The organism is Sinomonas sp. P10A9, assembly GCF_041022165.1.
GTDB lineage: Bacteria > Actinomycetota > Actinomycetes > Actinomycetales > Micrococcaceae > Sinomonas > Sinomonas puerhi.
In genome coordinates this window covers 3,215,579-3,234,274 of sequence record NZ_CP163302.1, presented here as the reverse complement: position 1 = coordinate 3,234,274, position 18,696 = coordinate 3,215,579, and the positions used below count along the sequence as shown (strand labels likewise).

The window sequence follows — 18,696 nt, the reverse complement described above, 5'->3', positions numbered from 1 at the left end:
GGGGACTGGGACACCGGGCAGGGGAGCGGTCTCAGTTGCCGTTCTGCAGGTTCCGATCGGCAACGTACTGCGGCACCGTGCCGTTGGCCATCGCCGTGGCGAGGGCGTCCGTGGCCTCCTGGTTGAAGTTCACGATCGACTGCCCATCCGCGGACGTCCCGACCCCGGAGGTCGGAAGCGTGAAGCTCACGACGCTGGCTGGGCGGATGTCCTTCATCTCGAAGGCGAGCCCCGCGACTGCCTTCGAGTCGAGGCCGGTGTCCACCGTCACGAACGGCGAGAACTGGCTCACGATCTGGCTCACGGTGACCGGGTTCGCGAGCGTCTCCGGCTTGGCGATCTGCGCCATGAGGGCCTTGAGATATGTCTGCTGGTTCCGCACACGCTGGTAGTCGCCGTCGGCGAACGCGTACCGCTCGTGGACGAACGCGAAGGCGGTCTTCCCATCCATGTGCATCGGGCCTGCATCGAAGCGTAGGCCCGGGTTCTCGGCCATGGTCGAGGAGAACGGCCGCGTGACGTTCACCGTGACCCCGCCGACTGCGTCCGTGAGGCCCTTGAAGCCGTCGAATTCCATGAACGCGACGTGGTCGATGCGCTGGTGCAGGAGCGATTCGACGGTTTCGACCATGAGCGGGACCCCGCCGTACGCGAGCGCGGCATTGATCTTCGCCGTCCCGTGGCCGGGGATCGGCACCCAGAGGTCCCGCATGATCGAGACGACGTACGCGTTCTTGCGGTCCGCGGGGACGTGCACGAGCATCATCGTGTCCGAGCGCTGGTCCGACGCCTGGCCGGACTCGGCCTGATCGATTGTGGCGCCGCGGCTGTCCGAACCGACGAGCAGGATGTTGACGGGCGTCTTACCGTTCGCCGCAGGGGTCGCCGAGGGGCGGGTCGATTCCTGGGGGAAGGCCGTGGCGATCTTCCCGGTCTTCGAATCGAACGTCCCGGCCACATTCGCGAGGTAGACGATCGCGACGACGGCAGCGAGCACCACGACGCCTAGCGCGGAGAGGAGCACAATGAGCCCCGTTCGGCGCTTCGGTCGGCTCTGATCTTCGGATTCGGAGACTGTTCCAGTGGCCTCGTCCGGGGCCTGTCCAGGCAGCGTCACGGCACAGCCCCCTCCCTGTTTGGCGTCACGTTTGTGGATAGTATCAACATGACCCGTGTGCCATCGCCAGTATGTCGACGGACCGGAGGTCTGGTGCCACTACGTGGACGGCCAGCATCTGGGCGGCCAGCACCTGGACAGCCAGCCGGCCACGCCACGGGCCGAACCGGCATGGGGGACGAAGAGGGGACGCATGGCACGCATCTGGCGCAGGGCCCGCCGTGTCGCGGAGGTTGTCTCCGACGACGGCGGGCGCGCTGCAGTGCTCAACGTTGACACCACGCGGCCTATCGTCCTGACGGGCTCGGCCGCAAGGATCTGGTGCCTCGTGGACGGGCGGCGCACCGACGACCAGATCCATGCGGAACTCGGGTCTGACTACGGCGCCGAGCCAGGGACCGCGTTGGATGAGGAAATCGGACGCGAAGTCTCGCGCTTCCTCGCCGAGCTCGCCTCGCGTCGGCTCATCGAAGAGGGTCCCGCTGACGAAGGCCTCGCCGAGGACGCCTTCGGCGAGACGAATTCCCCCCGCCACCCCGTAGGACCAGACGCATGACGGCGCCGATGCGGCTCGAGCTGATCGGCGTGCCGGCCGTGGTCCACTGGGGCCGCGGGATCGGCGACGAGGACGCCGCACGGCTTGCGGCCGCCTGGTCGCGGTGCCATGCGGTGTTCGACGACTCCCCCGATCACGAGGCGCCCGACGACGACGCGCTCGACGACGACAACCCGCCCGAGGACAACGCGCTCGCGGCCGCCGCGGCCGGCAAGGACTCACCCGCGGAGAGTCCCGAGCCCGCCGATACGGGAGGGTTCAGCGTCCGGGCTGTGCTCGCCGTCGGCGGCGCGGCACCGGTCGCCGTCGAGGCCGCGACGGTCCCTGAGTTCGCCTCCTACCTCACCTCGAGTCTGACCGTCGCGGCGATCGAGGAACGTGCGGGCGAGCTCATGATGCTCCACGCCTCCGGCCTCGCGGAGCCCGGAACGGGCCGGACCGTGGCCCTCGTGGCCCGCTCCGGCATGGGCAAGACCACGGCCACACGTCAGCTCGCGACCCGGTTCGGCTACGTGAGCGACGAGACCGTGGCGGTCGACCGCTCGGGCCGGATCCTCCCGTACCCCAAGCCCCTCTCCGTCATCGACGATCCTCCGCCCGCGCCGAAGGTCCAACGCGGGCCCGATGAGCTTGGACTTGTGCGGGCACCCGCCGGGGCGACACTCGCCGGCGTCGTGCTCCTGGAACGGCAGGCGGGCCTCGAAGCTGCGGTCGTCGAGCCCGTGGGGCATGCGGACGCGATCACCGACCTCACGCCCCAGACGTCCGCGCTGGCAAGGATCGAGCGGCCCCTCGCCTGGCTGTGCGGGATCCTCGACGCGTGCGGCGGTGCGGTCCGGGTGCGCTACACCGAGGCCGAGCAGCTTGCCGCCGTCCTGCCGGATGTGATCTCACTCCCCGCGCTCGCGCCTTCATGGCGGGACGCGCACGACGGCGCGCTGGTCGCCTCGGGCGCGACGGTCCCGCCCCTCGCCAAGGCGTCCCCGGGTGGCGCCGCCGGCCCGGGTCCGGGACGGGTCCGCCGCCGTGAGGTCGTGGATGCGGTTGCGGTCCCCGGCGCCGACGGGGGAGCGGCAGAGGTGCTCGTGCTCGCCGGACCGACGCTCCTGCGCTTGGGCGGCATTGCACCGGCGGTGTGGGACGCCCTCGCGGGGACAACGGGGGGAGCGGGATTGACCCGCGCCGACCTCGCGGCTGCCCTCGAGGTCAGCATCGGACTCCCTGACGGCTACGAGCCGATCCTTGATGCCGCGTTGGCGGAGCTCAAGGCCAGCGGGCTCGTCGACGTCGTCCTGTGACGGGTGCTTTCGCCGGTCCAATATCGGCTCCGGTAGACTTGCGCCGATGATCTGTGCCCTGTGCGGGCCACGACGATGGGGAGCAACGAGCGTGGAACAAGAGCCCGAGGGCCGGCAGGACGGGAAATCGCTGACGTTGACGGATGGCCTTCGGCTCGTCCGGCGCTACTGGATCGGCATCATCGCCTTGGTGGCGCTCTCTACCGCCGTCGCGTTCGGATGGTACTCGATCCAGCCGAAGATGTACGCCGCCGACTCCAGCGGGATCGTCGTTGCAGGCGGCGCCGACAACCTCGGACTCTCCCTCGCGGGGGACAACCTCGCCAAGGCGAAGGTCAAGTCGTACAAGTCGGTCGCCGAGTCGCTCCTTGTGGCCAATCGTGTGGTCAAGGACCTCGGGCTCACCTCGGCCGGCGCCGCCATCTCCGGCGTGAGCGTGACGATTCCCGCCGACACCGCAGAGCTCCACGTCTCGGCGACCTCGACCGACCCCGCGATGGCGCAGAAGATCGCCGACGAGTGGGTCGTTGCCCTGGCCGCCCAGGTGCGCGAGCTCGAGCAGGCCAGCTCGAGCTCACCGACGGCCGAGCCTGCCGTCCGCGTAGTTCCCCTCGCGAAGGCCTCGCTGCCCGGCGCCCCGGTCTCCCCGAACCTCAAACTCACCCTCGGCATCGGTGCAGCTGCCGGCCTGCTCCTCGGTCTGGGCTACGCACTGCTGCGCGGTTTCCTCGACCGTCGCATCCGTACGGCCAGCGAGGCGGAACGGACCGCGGGGCACCCCGTGATCGGAACCCTCCCCAACGATGCGCGTCTCGCCGAGGGCAGCCACATCCTCGATGCGCCCAGCACGGGCGCCCGCGGCAGCCACGCCATGGGTGAGGCATTGAGGGAGCTGCGGACCAACCTCCAGTTCATCGACGTGGACAATCCCCCGCGCATCCTCCTCGTGACGAGTTCCGTCCCCTCCGAGGGGAAGTCCACGGTCATCGGCAACCTCGCAGCCACGATGGCCTCGGCGGGCGAGAACGTCGTGGTGGTCGACGGCGACCTCCGCCGCCCGACCGTGCACGAGGTCTTCGGCGTGGTCCCCGGCGTCGGCCTCACCGACGTCCTCGCGGGCCGGGCCACGGTCGACGACGTCCTGCAGTCATACCCAGGCCACCCGAACCTGCGGGTCCTCGGCGCTGGCCGGATCCCGCCGAACCCCTCCGAGCTCCTCGGATCGCGCATGATGAGCAACCTGCTCACGCACCTCGCCGAGGATGCCGTGGTCCTCGTCGACGCACCGCCGCTGTTGCCCGTGACCGACGCCGCGGTGCTGTCCCGCTCGGCGGACGGCACGATCATCGTTGCCCGCGTCGGCAGGACGACGACGGACAGTCTCGAGCGCGCCGTCGGGAACCTCGAGCGGGTGCGCGGCAAGGTACTCGGGATCATCCTCAACGGGGTGTCGACCAAGGGCCCCGAATCCTACACTTACGGTTACTACGGGACGTACTCCGAGCATCAGCGTGGCCACGAGAAGATCCGCTCCAAGGGCAAGGTCAAGGTCAAGAAGGCGCGTCCTGCTTCGGCGCCCGCTGAGGTCGCCGTACCAGCGCCCGCCTACGCGGCGGATCAGGTTCACGCGGCCCCTGCGGCGGACTTCCTCGAGCAGGCGGCCCCGGTGGGGGACTATCGTGCAGAGGATGCGCACTCTGAGGACTACGGCGCCCAAGCCGGTCCCGACGCGGAGTCCTTCGTGCCGGACTCATCCGGCGCACACCATGCGGCGGACGTTGAGGACGAGCCAGCAGCTCTTGCCATGCCGGTTCCGCTGCACGGCGCGCACACCAACGGCGAGGTTCGGGCCTTCCCGCCGCCGCAGCTCGTGGTCTCGGACTACGTTGGCCCCGACCAGCGAGCGTCGGACCACGGCGGGCAGGCGGACGGGCTTCGGTTCGGGAGCTCACCGGAGGCTGAGGCCCTCGGCGCCACGGACCTCGACGCAGCTGAGCCCGACGCAGTGGACCATGAATCAGTCCGCCACGAAGCAGTCCATGGGGACGCTGTGCATGGGGACGAACCGCGTTTCGGCGCAGTGGACCATGATGCACGGGACGATGACGCCGTGCGTGGGGTGGCCGCAAAGCGCCAGGACCGTTCGCGCGGCTGGCTGCACTTCACCACGACACGGCCGCAGCCGATCATCTCACCCACCCCCCTGAGCCTCTCTCTTGCCCCGGAGGGCCCCAAACTGCCGGCCGAGTCCTCGGCCCCCTCAGTGGCGGCCGCCCCGAACGGCGAGGACGGGGGTACCGGCGTGGACCGAGAAGGGGCTGCGCTGGAGACGCCCGGGAAGGACGCTGAGTCGCGCGCAGACCTCCCCGCCGACGACACCGTCACGGACAACGCGGCCGAATCGCCCACTGAGGGAGAGCTCTGGCTGCCGGTGCAGGTCCGCGGCCGCCGGTCGGCGGGCTGACCGGCACCTCCATCGCGGCGTCGGCCGGAGGATTCAGCCCCGCGCGACGAGGTCTGCGCGCCCGAAGATGACCTCGAGCGCGGGTACGAGCTCATCGGTCATCTGCGACCAGACCTCGGGCCCCAGCCGATAGGGGTCGACGACGTCGTTCTCGCCCTCGGATGCGGGACTGTCAGCGCTCTTGGCCTCCCAGGCCCTCGCGACCAGATGACGCCACGCCCCGCGGGGCTCGCCGTCCTGGGCCAGGGCATGCTCGGACGGATCCACGGGCAGCGTCGCGACGAGCCGCGCGAACTCGCGGAGCGTGAACGTCCTCTTCAGCGCGGGATGCAGCCGCAGGATCGATGCTCGATGCCGCTCGGCGAGAATGAGGACCAGATCCGCCCGCGCGACCATCGGCTCGGTGAGCTGCCGCGCGGTGAAGCCTTCGAGCGTCGAGCCGAATCTCGTCGCGATCGCCGCTGATTCCGGCTGGGCCGGTTCGCCGACGAGTGCGCGCGTCCCGGCGCTGTCGACGACGAAGTCTCCCGGCGCGATCTCGGCGAGGGCGTCACGCAGCACTGCCGCGGCGACAGGCGAGCGGCAGACGTTCCCAGTGCAGACCACCAGAATGCGGAACGGATCGTCGGTCATCCCGTCCAACGTAGCACCGCCGGAGGCCGCGGGGGCGCGCCGTCTCAGCGCGGTACCCCGATCCTGTCGAGCGGCCACACGCGGAAGATGACCTGCCCCACCACGGCCGATGCAGCCGCCGTCCGCACGCACGTGGCCGGGGCCCCGGAGCCCGCGGGGTTGGATCCGGTTGAGCCGGCATAGCGGCACTGGGCAGCCGAGTCCTCGGAGTTGGACCGATGGTCTCCCAGGAGCACGAGCTGTCCGGCCGGCACGAGAGTCTCGGGGAAGCAGCGCGGCGAGCGGGGCGCCGTCGTGCAGTCGAGGCGGCCCGGCTCGAACGGGAGGTCCTGGTACACATAGGGCTCATCGATCGGCTTGCCGTCGAGCAGGAGCCGGCCCTGGACGTCACAGCAGCTGATGCGCTGCCCGCCCACGGCCGCCACGCGCTTGACGATGTAGTCCTCGTTGGACGGTCCGAGGCCCGTCAGGTCGCCGAACCCCCTCACGAGCGCCGAGAGAGGGTTTGCGGCCGGCGGGAGCGCGCCCGGCCAGCCGGGAGGGCGCACGACGGCGACGATGTCGCCCGGGCGCGGCGCGGCGCCTCCCACATAGGCGAGCCTGTTGACGAGGATGCGGTCCCCGCCCCACTGTTGGCTCTGCAGCGTTTGCTCCATCGATCCGGACGGGATGCGCCCCATCTTGACGACGAAGGCCTGCACGAGGCCGACCACAGTCAGGCCGACCGCGAGGTTGAGGATGATCGCTGCCCAGAGCGGGAGCGGCCGGCGTCGGGGGCGCGTCACCGGTTCAGGCTAGCAGCGCGCGCCATCGTGAATTCGCTTGACGCTCGGCAGGCGCTCCCATATTCTGAACGAACGGTCGGTAATTATTTCTTGAGGAGGAGACATGGCAGCTGCGACCTTGCAGTCCGTGCCCCAGTCCCAGCCTGGACAGGGTGATGAGGCCCCGTCCGCTGAGGACCTTGCGGGCCAGGCCTATTTTGATCGCATCATCGCCGAGGACTCGCGCATCGAGCCCCGCGACTGGATGCCTGCGGCCTACCGCAAGACGCTCGTGCGCCAGGTGTCCCAGCACGCGCACTCCGAGATCATCGGCATGCAGCCCGAGGCCAACTGGATCACCCGTGCCCCGAGCCTCAAGCGCAAGGCGATCCTCATGGCCAAGGTCCAGGACGAGGCTGGCCACGGCCTGTACCTCTATTCCGCGGCCGAGTCCCTTGGGACCCCGCGCGACGTGCTGAACCAGCAGCTTCTTGACGGCAAGGCCAAGTACTCGTCGATCTTCAACTACCCGGCCCGCACGTGGGCCGACATGGGGGCGATCGGCTGGCTCGTCGACGGCGCCGCGATCGCGAACCAGGTCCCGCTGTGCCGCGCTAGCTACGGCCCCTATGGACGCGCCATGGTGCGTGTCTGCAAGGAGGAGTCGTTCCACCAGCGCCAGGGCTTCGAGATCCTGCTCGAGCTCTCCAACGGCACCCCCGCCCAGAAGCAGATGGCCCAGGACGCCGTCGACCGCTTCTATGCCCCGGCCCTCATGATGTTCGGGCCGCCGGACGACACCTCGCCGAACTCGAAGCAGTCGATGGCCTGGAACATCAAGCGCTTCTCGAACGATGAGCTGCGCCAGCGCTTCGTCGGCATGATCGCCGAGCAGGTCAAGGTCCTCGGCCTCACCCTCCCTGACCCCGAGCTCCGCTACGACGAGGAGACCGGCAAGTGGATCCATGCCGAACTCAACTGGCAGGAGTTCAAGGACGTCATCGCGGGCAACGGACCGTGCAACGCCCAGCGCATGGCTCGCCGCCGCGAGGCACACGAGAACGGCACGTGGGTCCGCGAGGCGGCCCGCGCATATGCAGACAAGACAGCGGAGAAGCGGGCCCAGCGCGCCGCAGCAGAGATCGGAGCAGCATAAGTGAGCGAGCAGACCAACATCTGGCCACTCTGGGAGGTCTTCGTGCGGTCGAGCCGCGGCCTCTCGCACGTCCATGCCGGATCCCTCCACGCCCCGGATGCAGCGATGGCGCTGCGCAACGCGCGTGACCTCTACACGCGCCGCAATGAGGGCGTGTCAATCTGGGTCGTCCCGTCGGACGCGATCGCATCCTCGGACCCCGACTCGAAGGGCGCCTACTTCGAGTCCCCCCAGGGCAAGGACTACCGCCACGCGACGTATTACACCAAGAGCGAGGGCGTGAAGCACCTGTGAGCCAGTCCTCTCCTGCACACCCTGCCACTGACCACTCCCTCGACTCCTTCGGCGACGCCGCGGCCTCGGCCACCCGCGTGACCCCGGGCAACGCGCTGCGCCCCGAGGACATCGCGATCGCGCCGGAGAAGCCCAGCGAGGAGGTCGCGCAGTACGCGCTGCGCCTGGGCGACGACGCCCTCATCCTCGCTCAGCGGCTGGGCCACTGGATCTCGCGCGCCCCGGAGCTCGAGGAGGACATCGCCCTCGGCAACATCGCGCTCGACACGCTCGGCCATGCGCGCTCGTTCCTCTCCTATGCGGGCCACGCGTGGGGCAAGACGGAGGACGACCTCGCCTACTGGCGCGAGGAAGAGGAGTTCCGCTCCACGTGGCTCGTCGAGCAGCCCAACGGCGATTTCGGGGTGACGATCGCCCGCCAGCTGGTCGTCTCGATCTTCCAGTACCTCCTCTACACGGAGCTGCTGGACTCGAGCGACAAGACGCTCGCCGCGATCGTCGCGAAGGCGATCAAGGAGGTCGACTACCACCGCGACCACGCGATCCAGTGGACCATACGCCTCGGCGACGGGACCGAGGAGTCGCACCGGCGCATGCAGGCCGCGCTCGAGCTCGTCTGGCCGTACGTCGATGAGCTGTTCGACGACGACGAGCTCATCGACGCCGTCGGCGACGCGGGCGTGCGCCCCTCGACCCTGCGAGAGACCTTCGACAAGCACCTCGCCGAGGTCCTCGACGAGGCCACCCTCACCCTCCCCACCGTCCCCCGCGCCACCGGCGGCGGCCGCCGCGGCGAGCACACCGAGCACCTCGGCTACATCCTCGCCGAGATGCAGGTCCTCGCGCGCAAGCACCCCGGGGCCACCTGGTAAGGCAGCAGGCAACCCACATGATCACCACCGATGACGAGGTCCGCGCGCTTGCCGCCACTGTGACCGACCCGGAGATCCCCGTGCTCTCGATCGCCGATCTCGGGATCCTCCGCGACGGCCGGATCGAGCCGGACGGCACCGTGCGACTCACCATCACCCCGACGTACTCGGGCTGCCCCGCGATGGACACGATCCGCGCGGACCTCGCCACGGTGTTCGCCATGGCGGGGCACGACAAGGTCCAGGTCGACCTCGTGCTCTCGCCGGCGTGGACCACGGACTGGATGAGCGAAGAGGGGAAGGCGAAGCTCGAGGAGTACGGGATCGCCCCTCCGACGGGGAAGGCCCACGGCGGTCCCATCAAGCTCGGCCTGACCGTCAAGTGCCCCCAGTGCCACTCGCTCAACACCCGCGAGATGTCCCGCTTCGGCTCAACGTCCTGCAAGGCGCTTTATGTCTGCCAGGACTGCCACGAAACCTTCGACTACTTCAAGGTGCTCTAGATGACTGAACAGCTGAATGCGGCCGCAGAAGCAGCCGCAGAACCCGCGGACGCCAACCCGGTCGACGACGAGACGGGCGGGACCGAGGGGACCGCGCGCCGTCGTGCGTCCTTCCACACGCTCGAGGTGAGCGAGGTCCGAAGGCTCACCAACGATTCGATCGAGGTGACGTTCGCCGTCCCGCCCGTGCTCGCCGACGAGTACGACTACATCCCCGGCCAGTACGTGGCTCTCCGCGCCCAGCTTGCGGACCCCGCGGATGGAGACGAGGGCACGCCGCGTGAGGTCCGCCGCTCCTACTCGATCTGCGCCGCTCCGCAGCGCTTCGACGACGGGTCCAGCGAGATCAAGGTCGCGATCAAGCGCGACCTCGGGGGCGTCTTCTCGACGTGGGCCAACGAGAGCCTCGAGGCCGGAGCGACCCTCGACGTCATGAGCCCCGCCGGCGCGTTCATCTCGAAGCACAGGATGACGGGCCTGAACGATCCGAGCAGCATCGACACCGAGGCCGAGCACACGTTCGTGGCCGTCGCCGCCGGTTCCGGCATCACGCCGATCATGGCGATCGCCCGCACCGTCCTGGCTGCGAACGAGAACGTCCGCTTCGACCTCGTCTACGCGAACAAGGCCGCGATGGACGTCATGTTCGTCGAGGAGCTCGCCGACATCAAGGACCGCTACCCCTCGCGGTTCGCCCTCCACCACGTCCTCTCGCGCGAGCAGCGCATCTCGCCCCTGCTCTCGGGCCGGGTCGATGCCGAGAAGCTCACCACGCTGCTCAACACCGTGATACACGCCGACGACGTCGACGAGTGGTTCCTGTGCGGCCCGTTCGAGCTCGTCCAGCTCGTCCGGGACACGCTCTCCGGGCGCGGCGTCGAGCCCGAGAAGGTCCGCTACGAGCTCTTCACGACCGGAACGCCGACCAACCTCGAGGGCAACATCGGCCGGCCAGTGGTCGAGGACCCGAGTGGGAAGAACTTCGAGATCGAGTTCCGGCTCGACGGGCTGTCCGGCTCTGTGAAGTCCCCGGTCTCCGCGAACGAGACGATCCTCAACGCGGCCCTGCGCGTCCGCCCCGACGTGCCGTTCGCGTGCGCCGGAGGCGTCTGCGGAACGTGCCGCGCGAAGCTCGTCACGGGCACCGTGGACATGGCGGAGAACTACGCGCTCGAGGCGGATGAGGTCGAGCGCGGCTTCGTCCTCACATGCCAGTCCCGCCCGACCTCGGACTGTGTGTCCGTGGACTTCGACGCGTAGGAGCCTGAATGATCACCCTGTCCATCGCCGACGGCGTCGCCGAGGTTATCCTCGACGCGCCCGCCAACCTCAACTCCCTGGACGAGGCCGCGCTCGCCGAGCTCTCGGCCGCGTACGACGACGCCGCTGCCGCCGCCTCCCGCGGTGAGGTCCGGGCGCTGCTCCTGCGCGGCGAGGGGCGCGCGTTCTGCGCAGGCCGCGACATCTCGGGCGTGAACCCGGCCGACGACGACGTGCTCGGCTACCTCGGCGGGCTCGTGACGCCGCTCATGCAGAAGATGGCAGCCTTCCCGGCGCCCACCTTCGCCGCTGCGCAGGGGGCGACGCTCGGCGTGGGCCTCGGCCTCCTGCTCGCGACGGACGTCGTGTACGTCGCGGAGAACGCCAAGATCGGCTCTCCGTTCGCGAATCTCGGGGCCACGCTCGACTCGGGTGGCCACTGGTACTTCACCGAACGCCTGGGCATGCACCGGGCCCTCGACCTCGTGTACACGGCCGAGCTCATGAGCGGCGCCGATGCCGTGCGGTCCGGGATGTTCTCCCGGGCCTTCCCTGCCGAGGAACTGCTCGGGCGGGCCCGCGCGATCGTCGCCGGAGTGGCCGCCGGGGCTACCGGGGCGTTCGTGGCGTCGAAGGAGCTCGTCGCGCAGATCCGCGACCGCAGGCTCGGGCTGTGGGAGTCCATGGACTCCGAGAACAAGGCGCAGGCCTCCCTCTGCGCCTCCGAGGACTACGCCGAGGGCTTCAAGGCCTTCCAGGAGAAGCGCAAGCCGGTGTTCTCCGGGCGCTGACGCGCGCCAGAGACCCCGTAACGACGCGCCAGAGACCCCGCAATGACGCGCCAGAGACCCCGCAATGACGCGCCAGAGACCCCGCAACGACGCGCCAGAGACCCCGCAACGTTGTGGGGTCTCTGGCGGTGGATTGCGGGGTCTCTGGCCGTGGGTTACGGGGTCCCCTCAATTTCCGGTGAGATAGGCGCGCACGCTCGCGTGGTTCATGGCCGTCGCGGCCGCTTCAGCGGAGGGGCACTCGGCGCTGATCGACACGGCGGACGTCGCCGACGGCACGGCGCGTACGGCCAGACGGACGTATGTGACCGTGCCGTCGGCGTGTGCCACCCGGAGATCGGCTCCGGCCATGTCCACGAGGGGGCCGCTGAGCGAGTCGAGGGTCGTCACGACCGTCAAGTCCTGTGCGGTGACGCTCACCCGTGCCGCGGAACTCCGGCGCGACTCAACGGCGCCCGCGAGGGCCGCGCGAGTCGCCGCGGTCTCCGAGTCCGGACCGGATAGCGCCGGCGCCGTGGGCACGGAGGAGGGGGCTGGCGTCGTGCGTCCTGCCGACGCGCTCGGCACCGGGCGCAACGGCCCGACGCCGAACGTGAGGAGGCAGGAGTCTGAGGCGGACGCGTAAGTCAGCGAGTCGGCGGCTGCGGTGAGCATGTAGTCGGCGCCCGGTTCGGCGTGCCAGACCGGCGGTACCATCAGTGGGAGCGCATCGGAGAGCCCATACGCGGTGACGGGTACGGCCGGCGCGGACGACGCCGCGGGGCTGGCTCCCGCGGATGGCGTCGGCTGCGTCGCGGGCGGCCGCGAGGACGGCGCCATGAAGAGTCCCGCGACAGCCACGATCACCCCGACGCCCACGAGGACGCACGCGGCCATGAGGAGCCACACCCATGGTGGGCGCCGAGTCGCGGCCCCGCTGTCGGTCGTCATCGGCCCTCCTCACGCGTGCGTGCCTGATCCAACCATCCCACGCCGGGCGCCAGCTCGACGTCCCCCGCGGGCACAGGTAGCGTGGGGCTGTCCGGCCGGCCGCCGCCAGCCGTGGCGAGCAGTGACCCTTGACGCGACCCACAGGAGTCCCACCGTGTCCGCCACACGCTCTTCCTTCCAGCCATCCTCCCGCAGGCACGTCGCCGGCTCGCGTCCGGAGCCTGAGTCGAACGTCGAGCTGAACCCACTGTTCAGCCGGGCCGGAGAGGCCACCGAGTTCCCGCGGTTCACGCTTCCCGAGGGGGAGAGCCTCCCGGGCACGGCGTACCAGGTAGTCCACGACGACGCGATGCTCGACGGCAATGCCCGGCTCAACCTCGCGACCTTCGTGGGCACGTGGATGGAGCCAGAGGCTGCTCGGCTCTACGCCGAGACCGTCGACAAGAACATGATCGACAAGGACGAGTACCCCAAGACGGCCGAGATCGAGCACCGCTGCTGGCGCATGCTCGCAGACCTCTGGAATGCCCCCGATCCGGCGCACGCCGTCGGCACGTCCACGATCGGCTCGTCCGAGGCGTCCATGCTCGCTGGGCTCGCGCTCAAGCGCCGCTGGCAGCACGCCCGGCGGGCCGCCGGCAAGCCCTCGGACAGGCCCAACCTGGTGATGAGCTCTGCCGTCCAGGTGTGCTGGGAGAAGTTCTGCAACTACTGGGATGTCGAGCCGCGTTACGTGCCCATCTCGCAGGAGCACCGGGTCCTCGACGGGTACGGGCTCTCCGAGTACGTCGATGAGAACACGATCGGCGTCGTCGCGATCATGGGCGTCACGTACACGGGCATGTACGAGCCGGTCGCCGAGATCTCGCAGGCCCTCGACGAGATCCAGGCCTCCACGGGGCTCGATATCCCGATCCACGTGGACGGTGCCTCAGGCGCCATGATCGCGCCCTTCCTCACGCCCGAGCTCGTGTGGGACTTCCGCCTGCCGCGCGTCGCCTCGATCAACACGTCGGGCCACAAGTACGGGCTCGTGTACCCGGGTCTCGGGTGGGTCGTGTGGCGGGACTTGTCGGCGTTGCCGGACGATCTCGTGTTCCACGTGAGCTACCTCGGCGGCGACATGCCCACGTTCGCGCTCAACTTCTCGCGGCCCGGGGCCCAGGTGCTCCTGCAGTACTACCTGTTCCTGCGGCTCGGATTCGAGGGCTACCGGGCCGTGCACGCGGCGTCCCGCGACGTCGCCGAGTACCTCGCCCGCGAGATCGGCGCCATGGATGCGTTCGAGCTGTGGAACGACGGCTCCGACATCCCGGTCTTCGCGTGGAGCCTCCGGCCCGGGCGCCAGGACACATGGAACCTGCACCACCTCTCGGACCGGTTGCGCATGAACGGGTGGCTCGTTCCGGCGTACCCCATGCCGGACGGGCTCGCCGACCTCACGGTGCAGCGGATCGTGGTGCGCAACGGCTTCACGCGCGACCTGGCGTCGAGCTTCCTCGACGACCTGCGCTCTGCCGTGGCCTTCCTCGACGCCGCCGAAACTCCGTTCCCGGACCCGGGCCACTCGGGCGCCTTCCACCACTGACCCGGCCGTCCCGAGTCGTTTCGGGTACGGATCCGAGCAGGCGTCAGCGCGTGTCGAGGTCCTCGAAGATGAGGAAGGTCTGCGTGTCCAGAACCCCCGGCATGTCCTGCAACTGGTCGAAGACCACGCGGCGCAGGTCGGTGTTGTCCAGTGCGCGGACCAGGATGATGACGTCGAAGTCCCCGCCGACGAGCGCGATGTGCTGCACCTCGGGGATGGTCCGCAGGCGTTCGCGGAGCTCGCGCCAGGACTGCTGGCGGACCTTGAGCGTCACGTAGGCGCTTGACCGCAGCCCCGCCTTGAGCGGATCGACGAGCGTCGTGTACTTCGTGATGACCCCGTCCGCCTGGAGCCTCGCGATCCGGTTGTAGGCGTGGGCGCGGGAGACGTGCACGTTCTCCGCGATGGTCGTGACAGACCGCCGCGCGTCCGCGGTGAGCTGGGCAAGGATCGCGCGGTCGACGTCGTCGAGCGGCTTCGGCTCGGCAGGTCGCCGGGGAGCCTCCTGACTCGCGTGCAGATCGTCCATGGAACCTCCTGTGATCCACGTCATGGTGACTGGATGTCTACGAAATCGACTCTCTCAGCACCACTCTTCCATGATCTACCCTCCTTGCGCATACGAATAGCCACCGAAGCGGATACTTGAGGAAAGTCCGGCGTCGTACAAGGAGGAGCCATGACCGTCCCAACCGAGGCACAGGAGGCCATCCGCAGCTTCGGGATCAGCATCGAGGACTACATGCTCCCGGTGCACGGCCGCGTGCCCCAGATCCAGATTCTCGACGAGCACGGTACCCTCCGCCCCGAGGATGAGCGCGGCTCGGCCCCCGGCCACGAGTACCCGATCCCAGCCGCGGGCGAGCTCCTCGAGGCGTACCGCCGGCTCGTGATCGGCCGCCGCGTCAATGACCAGAACTCCGCGCTCGTGCGCCAGGGCCGCATGGCCGTCTATCCCTCCAGCCATGGCCAGGAGGCCTGCCAGGTCGCCGCCGCGCTGTGCCTCGCGGACGGCGACTGGATGTTCCCCACCTACCGCGACTCGGTCGCCGTCATGACCCGCGGCGTGGACCCCGTGGAGACCATGACCCTGTTCCGCGGCGACTGGCACGGTGGATACGACTGCCACGAGCACAGGGTGGGCATCCAGTCCACGCCGCTGACCACCCAGCTGCTGCACGCCGTGGGCGTCGCGCACGCCGCGAAGCTGCGCGGTGAGGACACCGTTGTCCTGGCGATGTGCGGCGATGGCGCAACGAGCGAGGGTGACTTCCATGAGGCCCTCAACTTCGCAGCGGTCTTCAACCTGCCCGTGGTCTTCTTCGTCCAGAACAACCAGTACGCGATCTCCGTGCCGCTCGCGCACCAGACCGCCGCGCCGTCGCTCGCACACAAGGCGGTCGGCTACGGCATGGCGGGGGAGCGCGTGGACGGGAACGACGCCGTGGCCCTCCTCGCCGTCCTCGACCGAGCCGTGCGCCTGGCACGCGCCGGCTCGGGGCCCCTCCTCGTCGAGGCCTACACGTACCGGATGCAGGCCCACACCAACGCTGACGACGCGACCCGCTACCGCAACGACGCCGAGGTCCAAGCCTGGGCGGCCAAGGACCCGCTCGTGCGGATGCGCGAGTACCTGCGCGCGGTGGGCGCCCTCACGGAGGCGACCGAGGCCTCCTTCGCCGCGGACGCCGAGGACGTGGCACGCCAGCTCCGCGACGGCTTGGGCGCCGACACGGACGTGGATCCCCAGGACCTCTTCCGCTTCGTCTACACCGAACCGACCCCCCAGCTGCGCGAGCAGGCCGCCCAGCTGGCCGACGAGCTTTCCCGAGAGGAGCGCTGAGCATGAGCACGGTTGCTGAGGCCGCGCAGGCCCGAGCTACTGCGACGGCGGGCCCCGAGGCCCTCACCTTTGCCAAGGCCCTGACCACCGCGATGGCGGACGCCCTGCGCACGGATGCGAACGTCGTCGTGTTCGGCGAGGACGTCGGCACGCTCGGCGGGGTCTTCCGCATCACCGACGGCCTGCAGAAGGAATTCGGGGCCGAGCGCTGCTTCGACACGCCGCTGGCCGAGTCAGGGATTGCGGGGATGGCCCTCGGCATGGCCATGAACGGGCTCCGCCCCGTGATCGAGATGCAGTTCGACGCCTTCGCCTACCCCGCCTTCGAGCAGATCGCGAGCCACATCGCGAAGATGCACAACCGCACTCGGGGCGCGGTCCGGCTCCCGCTCGTGATCCGCATCCCGTATGCCGGCGGGATCGGCGGCGTTGAGCACCACTGCGACTCGTCCGAGGCGTACTACGCCCACACTCCGGGCCTCAAGGTCTTCGCGCCCGCCACCGTCCCGGACGCCTACCGGATGCTCCGCGAGGCCATTGCGAGCGACGATCCCGTCGTGTTCCTCGAGCCCAAGAAGCAATACTGGTCCAAGGACCTCGTGGACCTCGAGGCGCTCCGCGCTGAGTTTGCGGGTGCCGGGCACGGCGGCGCGCGGCGGCTGAGCGTCGATGGCGCAGCCGTCGTTGCCCGCGCCGGAACCGACGCGACGCTCATCGCGTACGGGCCGAGCGTCCCGACCGCCCTGGCTGCGGCCGAGGCGGCCGAGGCCGAGGGCCGCTCGGTCGAGGTCATCGACGTGCGCACGATCGTCCCGTTCGACGACGAGACCGTGTGCGCCTCCGTGCGCAAGACCGGGCGCGCCGTCGTGGTCGCGGAGGCAGCGGGCTTCGCCTCTGTCGCGTCCGAGATCGTGGCGCGAGTCCAGGAGCGCTGCTTCCACTCGCTCGCCGCGCCCGTGCGGCGCGTGACGGGGTTCGACATCCCGTTCCCGCCGCCCAAGCTCGAGCACTACTACCTGCCGAGCGTGGACCGCATCCTCGACGCCCTCGACGACCTGCAGTGGGAGGACTGACATGCCAACGACAGTGACTGCGCACGGCACCGCCGCGCAGAAGACGTTCCTGCTGCCCGACCTCGGGGAGGGCCTCACCGAGGCTGAACTCGTGCGCTGGCTTGTGGCCGTGGGGGACACCGTGGCCGTGGACCAGCCGATCGCCGAGGTCGAGACGGCCAAGGCGATTGTCGAGGTCCCGACCCCGTTCGGAGGCACCGTTGCCGTGCTGCACGGCGAGCCGGGATCGACGCTCGACGTCGGCGCGCCCCTCATCACCGTCGCCGAGGTCACCCCCTCTGGTGCCGAGGTCACCTCTGGTGGTGCTGAGGTCACCCTTGGTGGCGCCGAGGTCACGCCCTCTGGCGCCGAGGTCACCCCGTCCCCCGATGAGATCTATCGCACCGAAGAGCGAGCCGGTTCGCGGGGGCGTCCTGAAGACTCCGGCTCCGGCAACGTCCTCATCGGCTACGGCACCGCGGGGGGAACGGTAGGCGGCCGCACCCGGCGACGCAAGGGGGCCCCGCCGTCGTCCGCCACGCCTGCCGCGGAACCATCGCGCACGACGGCGCCGGGCCGGGCCGTGCGGGTCGTCTCGCCGATCGTCCGCAAGCTCGCCGCGGACCTGGGCATCACGCTCGGATCGATTTCCGGATCAGGCCCCGATGGGCTCATCATGCGCCGTGACGTCGAGTCCGCCGGGGTGACTTCGGCACCGCAGGGGGTGACTTCACCTCAGCAGGCGGTGACTTCGGCACCGCAGGGGGTGACTTCACCTCCGCAGGGGGTGACTTCGGCGACACACGGGGTGACTTCGGCGCCACAGGGGGTGACCTCGGCGGGGGAGACGGACGCGAAGACGGGCCTCGGCATCGCCTCCCGCACCCCCGTCACGGGCGTCCGCAAGGCCGTGGCGCAGGCCATGGTCCGCTCCCGCACGGAGATCCCGGAGGCCACGGTCTGGGTCGACGCGGACGCGACGGAACTCGTGAAGCTCCGCAGCGACCTCAAACGCCGCGACCCGGACACCACGCCGAGCCTCCTCGCATTCATCGCCCGGTTCGTGCTCGCGGGCCTCGTGAAGTACCCCGAGCTCAACACCCGACTCGAGGAGACGGCAGAGGGCGCGCAGGAGATCGTCCGGTTCGATGGCATCAATCTGGGCTTCGCGGCCCAGACCGACCGGGGCCTCATGGTCCCCGCCATCCGCGGCGCCCACCGCCTGAGCGCACGCCAGATCGACGCCGAGCTCCGCCGCCTCACCGGTCTGGCAAGGGACGGCAAGGCATCTCCGGCAGACCTCACGGGCGGAACGTTCACACTCAACAACTACGGCGTGTTCGGCGTGGACGGCAGTGCCGCGATCATCAACCACCCCGAGGCCGCGATCCTCGGGATCGGCAGGATCATCGACCGGCCCTGGGCCGTGGACGGCGAGCTCGCGGTCCGGAAGGTCGTGCAGCTCACGCTCGTGTTCGACCACCGCGTGTGCGACGGTGGGACGGCGGGCGGATTCCTCCGCTTCGTCGCCGACGCGGTCGAGCAGCCCGGCAGCGTCCTCGCGGACCTGTAGGG

At 69.8% G+C, this 18,696-nt stretch carries 17 protein-coding genes and 1 pseudogene; 13 read left to right on the top strand and 5 right to left on the bottom strand.

The genetic code is table 11. The features are described 5' to 3' along the window. Nucleotides 1-31: 31 nt before the first annotated feature. Nucleotides 32-1,117 (bottom strand): LCP family protein, encoded by a 1,086-nt coding sequence (locus AB5L97_RS14835; RefSeq protein ID WP_369045225.1) that lies wholly within the window; start codon nt 1,115-1,117, stop codon nt 32-34. A 193-nt stretch (nt 1,118-1,310) separates the two neighbouring features. Between AB5L97_RS14835 and AB5L97_RS14830 the strand changes: the two genes are divergently transcribed. The 3 genes from AB5L97_RS14830 (at nt 1,311) to AB5L97_RS14820 (ending at nt 5,435) form a co-directional block, all read left to right on the top strand. Next, on the top strand, nt 1,311-1,673 hold the full coding sequence (locus tag AB5L97_RS14830) for a PqqD family protein (protein WP_369045224.1): 363 nt from the start codon (nt 1,311-1,313) through the stop codon (nt 1,671-1,673). After that, nucleotides 1,670-2,971, top strand: coding sequence for a hypothetical protein (locus AB5L97_RS14825; protein WP_369045223.1), 1,302 nt, complete (start codon nt 1,670-1,672; stop codon nt 2,969-2,971). The genes AB5L97_RS14830 and AB5L97_RS14825 overlap by 4 nt, the downstream gene beginning before the upstream one ends. A gap of 91 nt (nt 2,972-3,062) precedes the next feature. Continuing rightward, a complete protein-coding gene (locus AB5L97_RS14820; RefSeq protein WP_369045222.1) occupies nt 3,063-5,435 on the top strand; it encodes a polysaccharide biosynthesis tyrosine autokinase in 2,373 nt (790 codons plus the stop codon). Nucleotides 5,436-5,468: 33 nt separating this feature from the next. On the opposite strand, the gene AB5L97_RS14815 is transcribed toward AB5L97_RS14820, so the two are convergent. Together AB5L97_RS14815 and lepB are read right to left on the bottom strand one after the other, a co-directional pair. Further along, nucleotides 5,469-6,068, bottom strand: coding sequence for a low molecular weight phosphatase family protein (locus tag AB5L97_RS14815; RefSeq protein WP_369045221.1), 600 nt, complete (start codon nt 6,066-6,068; stop codon nt 5,469-5,471). Between the two features lie 44 nt (nt 6,069-6,112). Beyond that, complete coding sequence (lepB, locus tag AB5L97_RS14810) at nt 6,113-6,853, bottom strand: signal peptidase I (RefSeq protein ID WP_369045220.1); 741 nt, start codon at nt 6,851-6,853, stop codon at nt 6,113-6,115. 103 nt (nt 6,854-6,956) lie between these two features. Between lepB and paaA the strand changes: the two genes are divergently transcribed. The 6 genes and pseudogenes from paaA to AB5L97_RS14780 all read left to right on the top strand — a co-directional run bounded on the left by paaA (nt 6,957) and on the right by AB5L97_RS14780 (nt 11,708). Next, entirely contained in the window at nt 6,957-7,988 is a 1,032-nt protein-coding gene (gene paaA, locus AB5L97_RS14805; RefSeq protein ID WP_369045219.1) for a 1,2-phenylacetyl-CoA epoxidase subunit PaaA, read from the top strand. Continuing rightward, nucleotides 7,927-8,282, top strand: a pseudogene (paaB, locus tag AB5L97_RS14800) (1,2-phenylacetyl-CoA epoxidase subunit PaaB). The gene paaA and the pseudogene paaB overlap by 62 nt, the downstream one beginning before the upstream one ends. Beyond that, a complete protein-coding gene (paaC, locus tag AB5L97_RS14795; RefSeq protein ID WP_369045218.1) occupies nt 8,279-9,154 on the top strand; it encodes a 1,2-phenylacetyl-CoA epoxidase subunit PaaC in 876 nt (291 codons plus the stop codon). Before paaB ends, paaC begins: the two are co-directional and overlap by 4 nt. A gap of 17 nt (nt 9,155-9,171) precedes the next feature. Continuing rightward, a complete protein-coding gene (gene paaD / locus AB5L97_RS14790; protein ID WP_369045217.1) occupies nt 9,172-9,657 on the top strand; it encodes a 1,2-phenylacetyl-CoA epoxidase subunit PaaD in 486 nt (161 codons plus the stop codon). Beyond that, complete coding sequence (gene paaE / locus AB5L97_RS14785; RefSeq protein ID WP_369045216.1) at nt 9,658-10,917, top strand: 1,2-phenylacetyl-CoA epoxidase subunit PaaE; 1,260 nt, start codon at nt 9,658-9,660, stop codon at nt 10,915-10,917. An 8-nt stretch (nt 10,918-10,925) separates the two neighbouring features. After that, nucleotides 10,926-11,708, top strand: coding sequence for an enoyl-CoA hydratase/isomerase family protein (locus AB5L97_RS14780; protein WP_369045215.1), 783 nt, complete (start codon nt 10,926-10,928; stop codon nt 11,706-11,708). A gap of 168 nt (nt 11,709-11,876) precedes the next feature. Here AB5L97_RS14780 and AB5L97_RS14775 read toward each other — a convergent pair whose 3' ends face one another. Beyond that, nucleotides 11,877-12,638 carry a hypothetical protein gene (locus AB5L97_RS14775; RefSeq protein ID WP_369045214.1) on the bottom strand — a complete coding sequence of 254 codons (762 nt, stop codon included), beginning with the start codon at nt 12,636-12,638 and terminating at the stop codon, nt 11,877-11,879. 238 nt (nt 12,639-12,876) lie between these two features. Between AB5L97_RS14775 and AB5L97_RS14770 the strand changes: the two genes are divergently transcribed. Continuing rightward, on the top strand, nt 12,877-14,226 hold the full coding sequence (locus AB5L97_RS14770) for a glutamate decarboxylase (RefSeq protein ID WP_369047454.1): 1,350 nt from the start codon (nt 12,877-12,879) through the stop codon (nt 14,224-14,226). Between the two features lie 43 nt (nt 14,227-14,269). Here the strand turns inward: AB5L97_RS14770 and AB5L97_RS14765 are convergent, their stop codons facing one another. Next, nucleotides 14,270-14,755: an Lrp/AsnC family transcriptional regulator gene (locus AB5L97_RS14765; RefSeq protein ID WP_307955492.1), complete on the bottom strand. Its 486-nt coding sequence runs from the start codon at nt 14,753-14,755 to the stop codon at nt 14,270-14,272. A gap of 150 nt (nt 14,756-14,905) precedes the next feature. On the opposite strand from AB5L97_RS14765, the gene pdhA reads away from it, so the two are divergent. From pdhA to AB5L97_RS14750, 3 genes are read left to right on the top strand one after another with little or no spacing between them, the layout of a single operon-like run. Next, nucleotides 14,906-16,069 (top strand): pyruvate dehydrogenase (acetyl-transferring) E1 component subunit alpha, encoded by a 1,164-nt coding sequence (gene pdhA, locus AB5L97_RS14760; protein WP_369045213.1) that lies wholly within the window; start codon nt 14,906-14,908, stop codon nt 16,067-16,069. Between the two features lie 2 nt (nt 16,070-16,071). Continuing rightward, the gene (locus AB5L97_RS14755; RefSeq protein ID WP_369045212.1) at nt 16,072-17,142 is read left to right on the top strand and encodes an alpha-ketoacid dehydrogenase subunit beta; all 1,071 of its coding nucleotides are present in this window, start codon (nt 16,072-16,074) and stop codon (nt 17,140-17,142) included. 1 nt (nt 17,143) lies between these two features. Continuing rightward, a complete protein-coding gene (locus AB5L97_RS14750) occupies nt 17,144-18,694 on the top strand; it encodes a dihydrolipoamide acetyltransferase family protein (protein ID WP_369045211.1) in 1,551 nt (516 codons plus the stop codon). Nucleotides 18,695-18,696 lie beyond the last annotated feature (2 nt).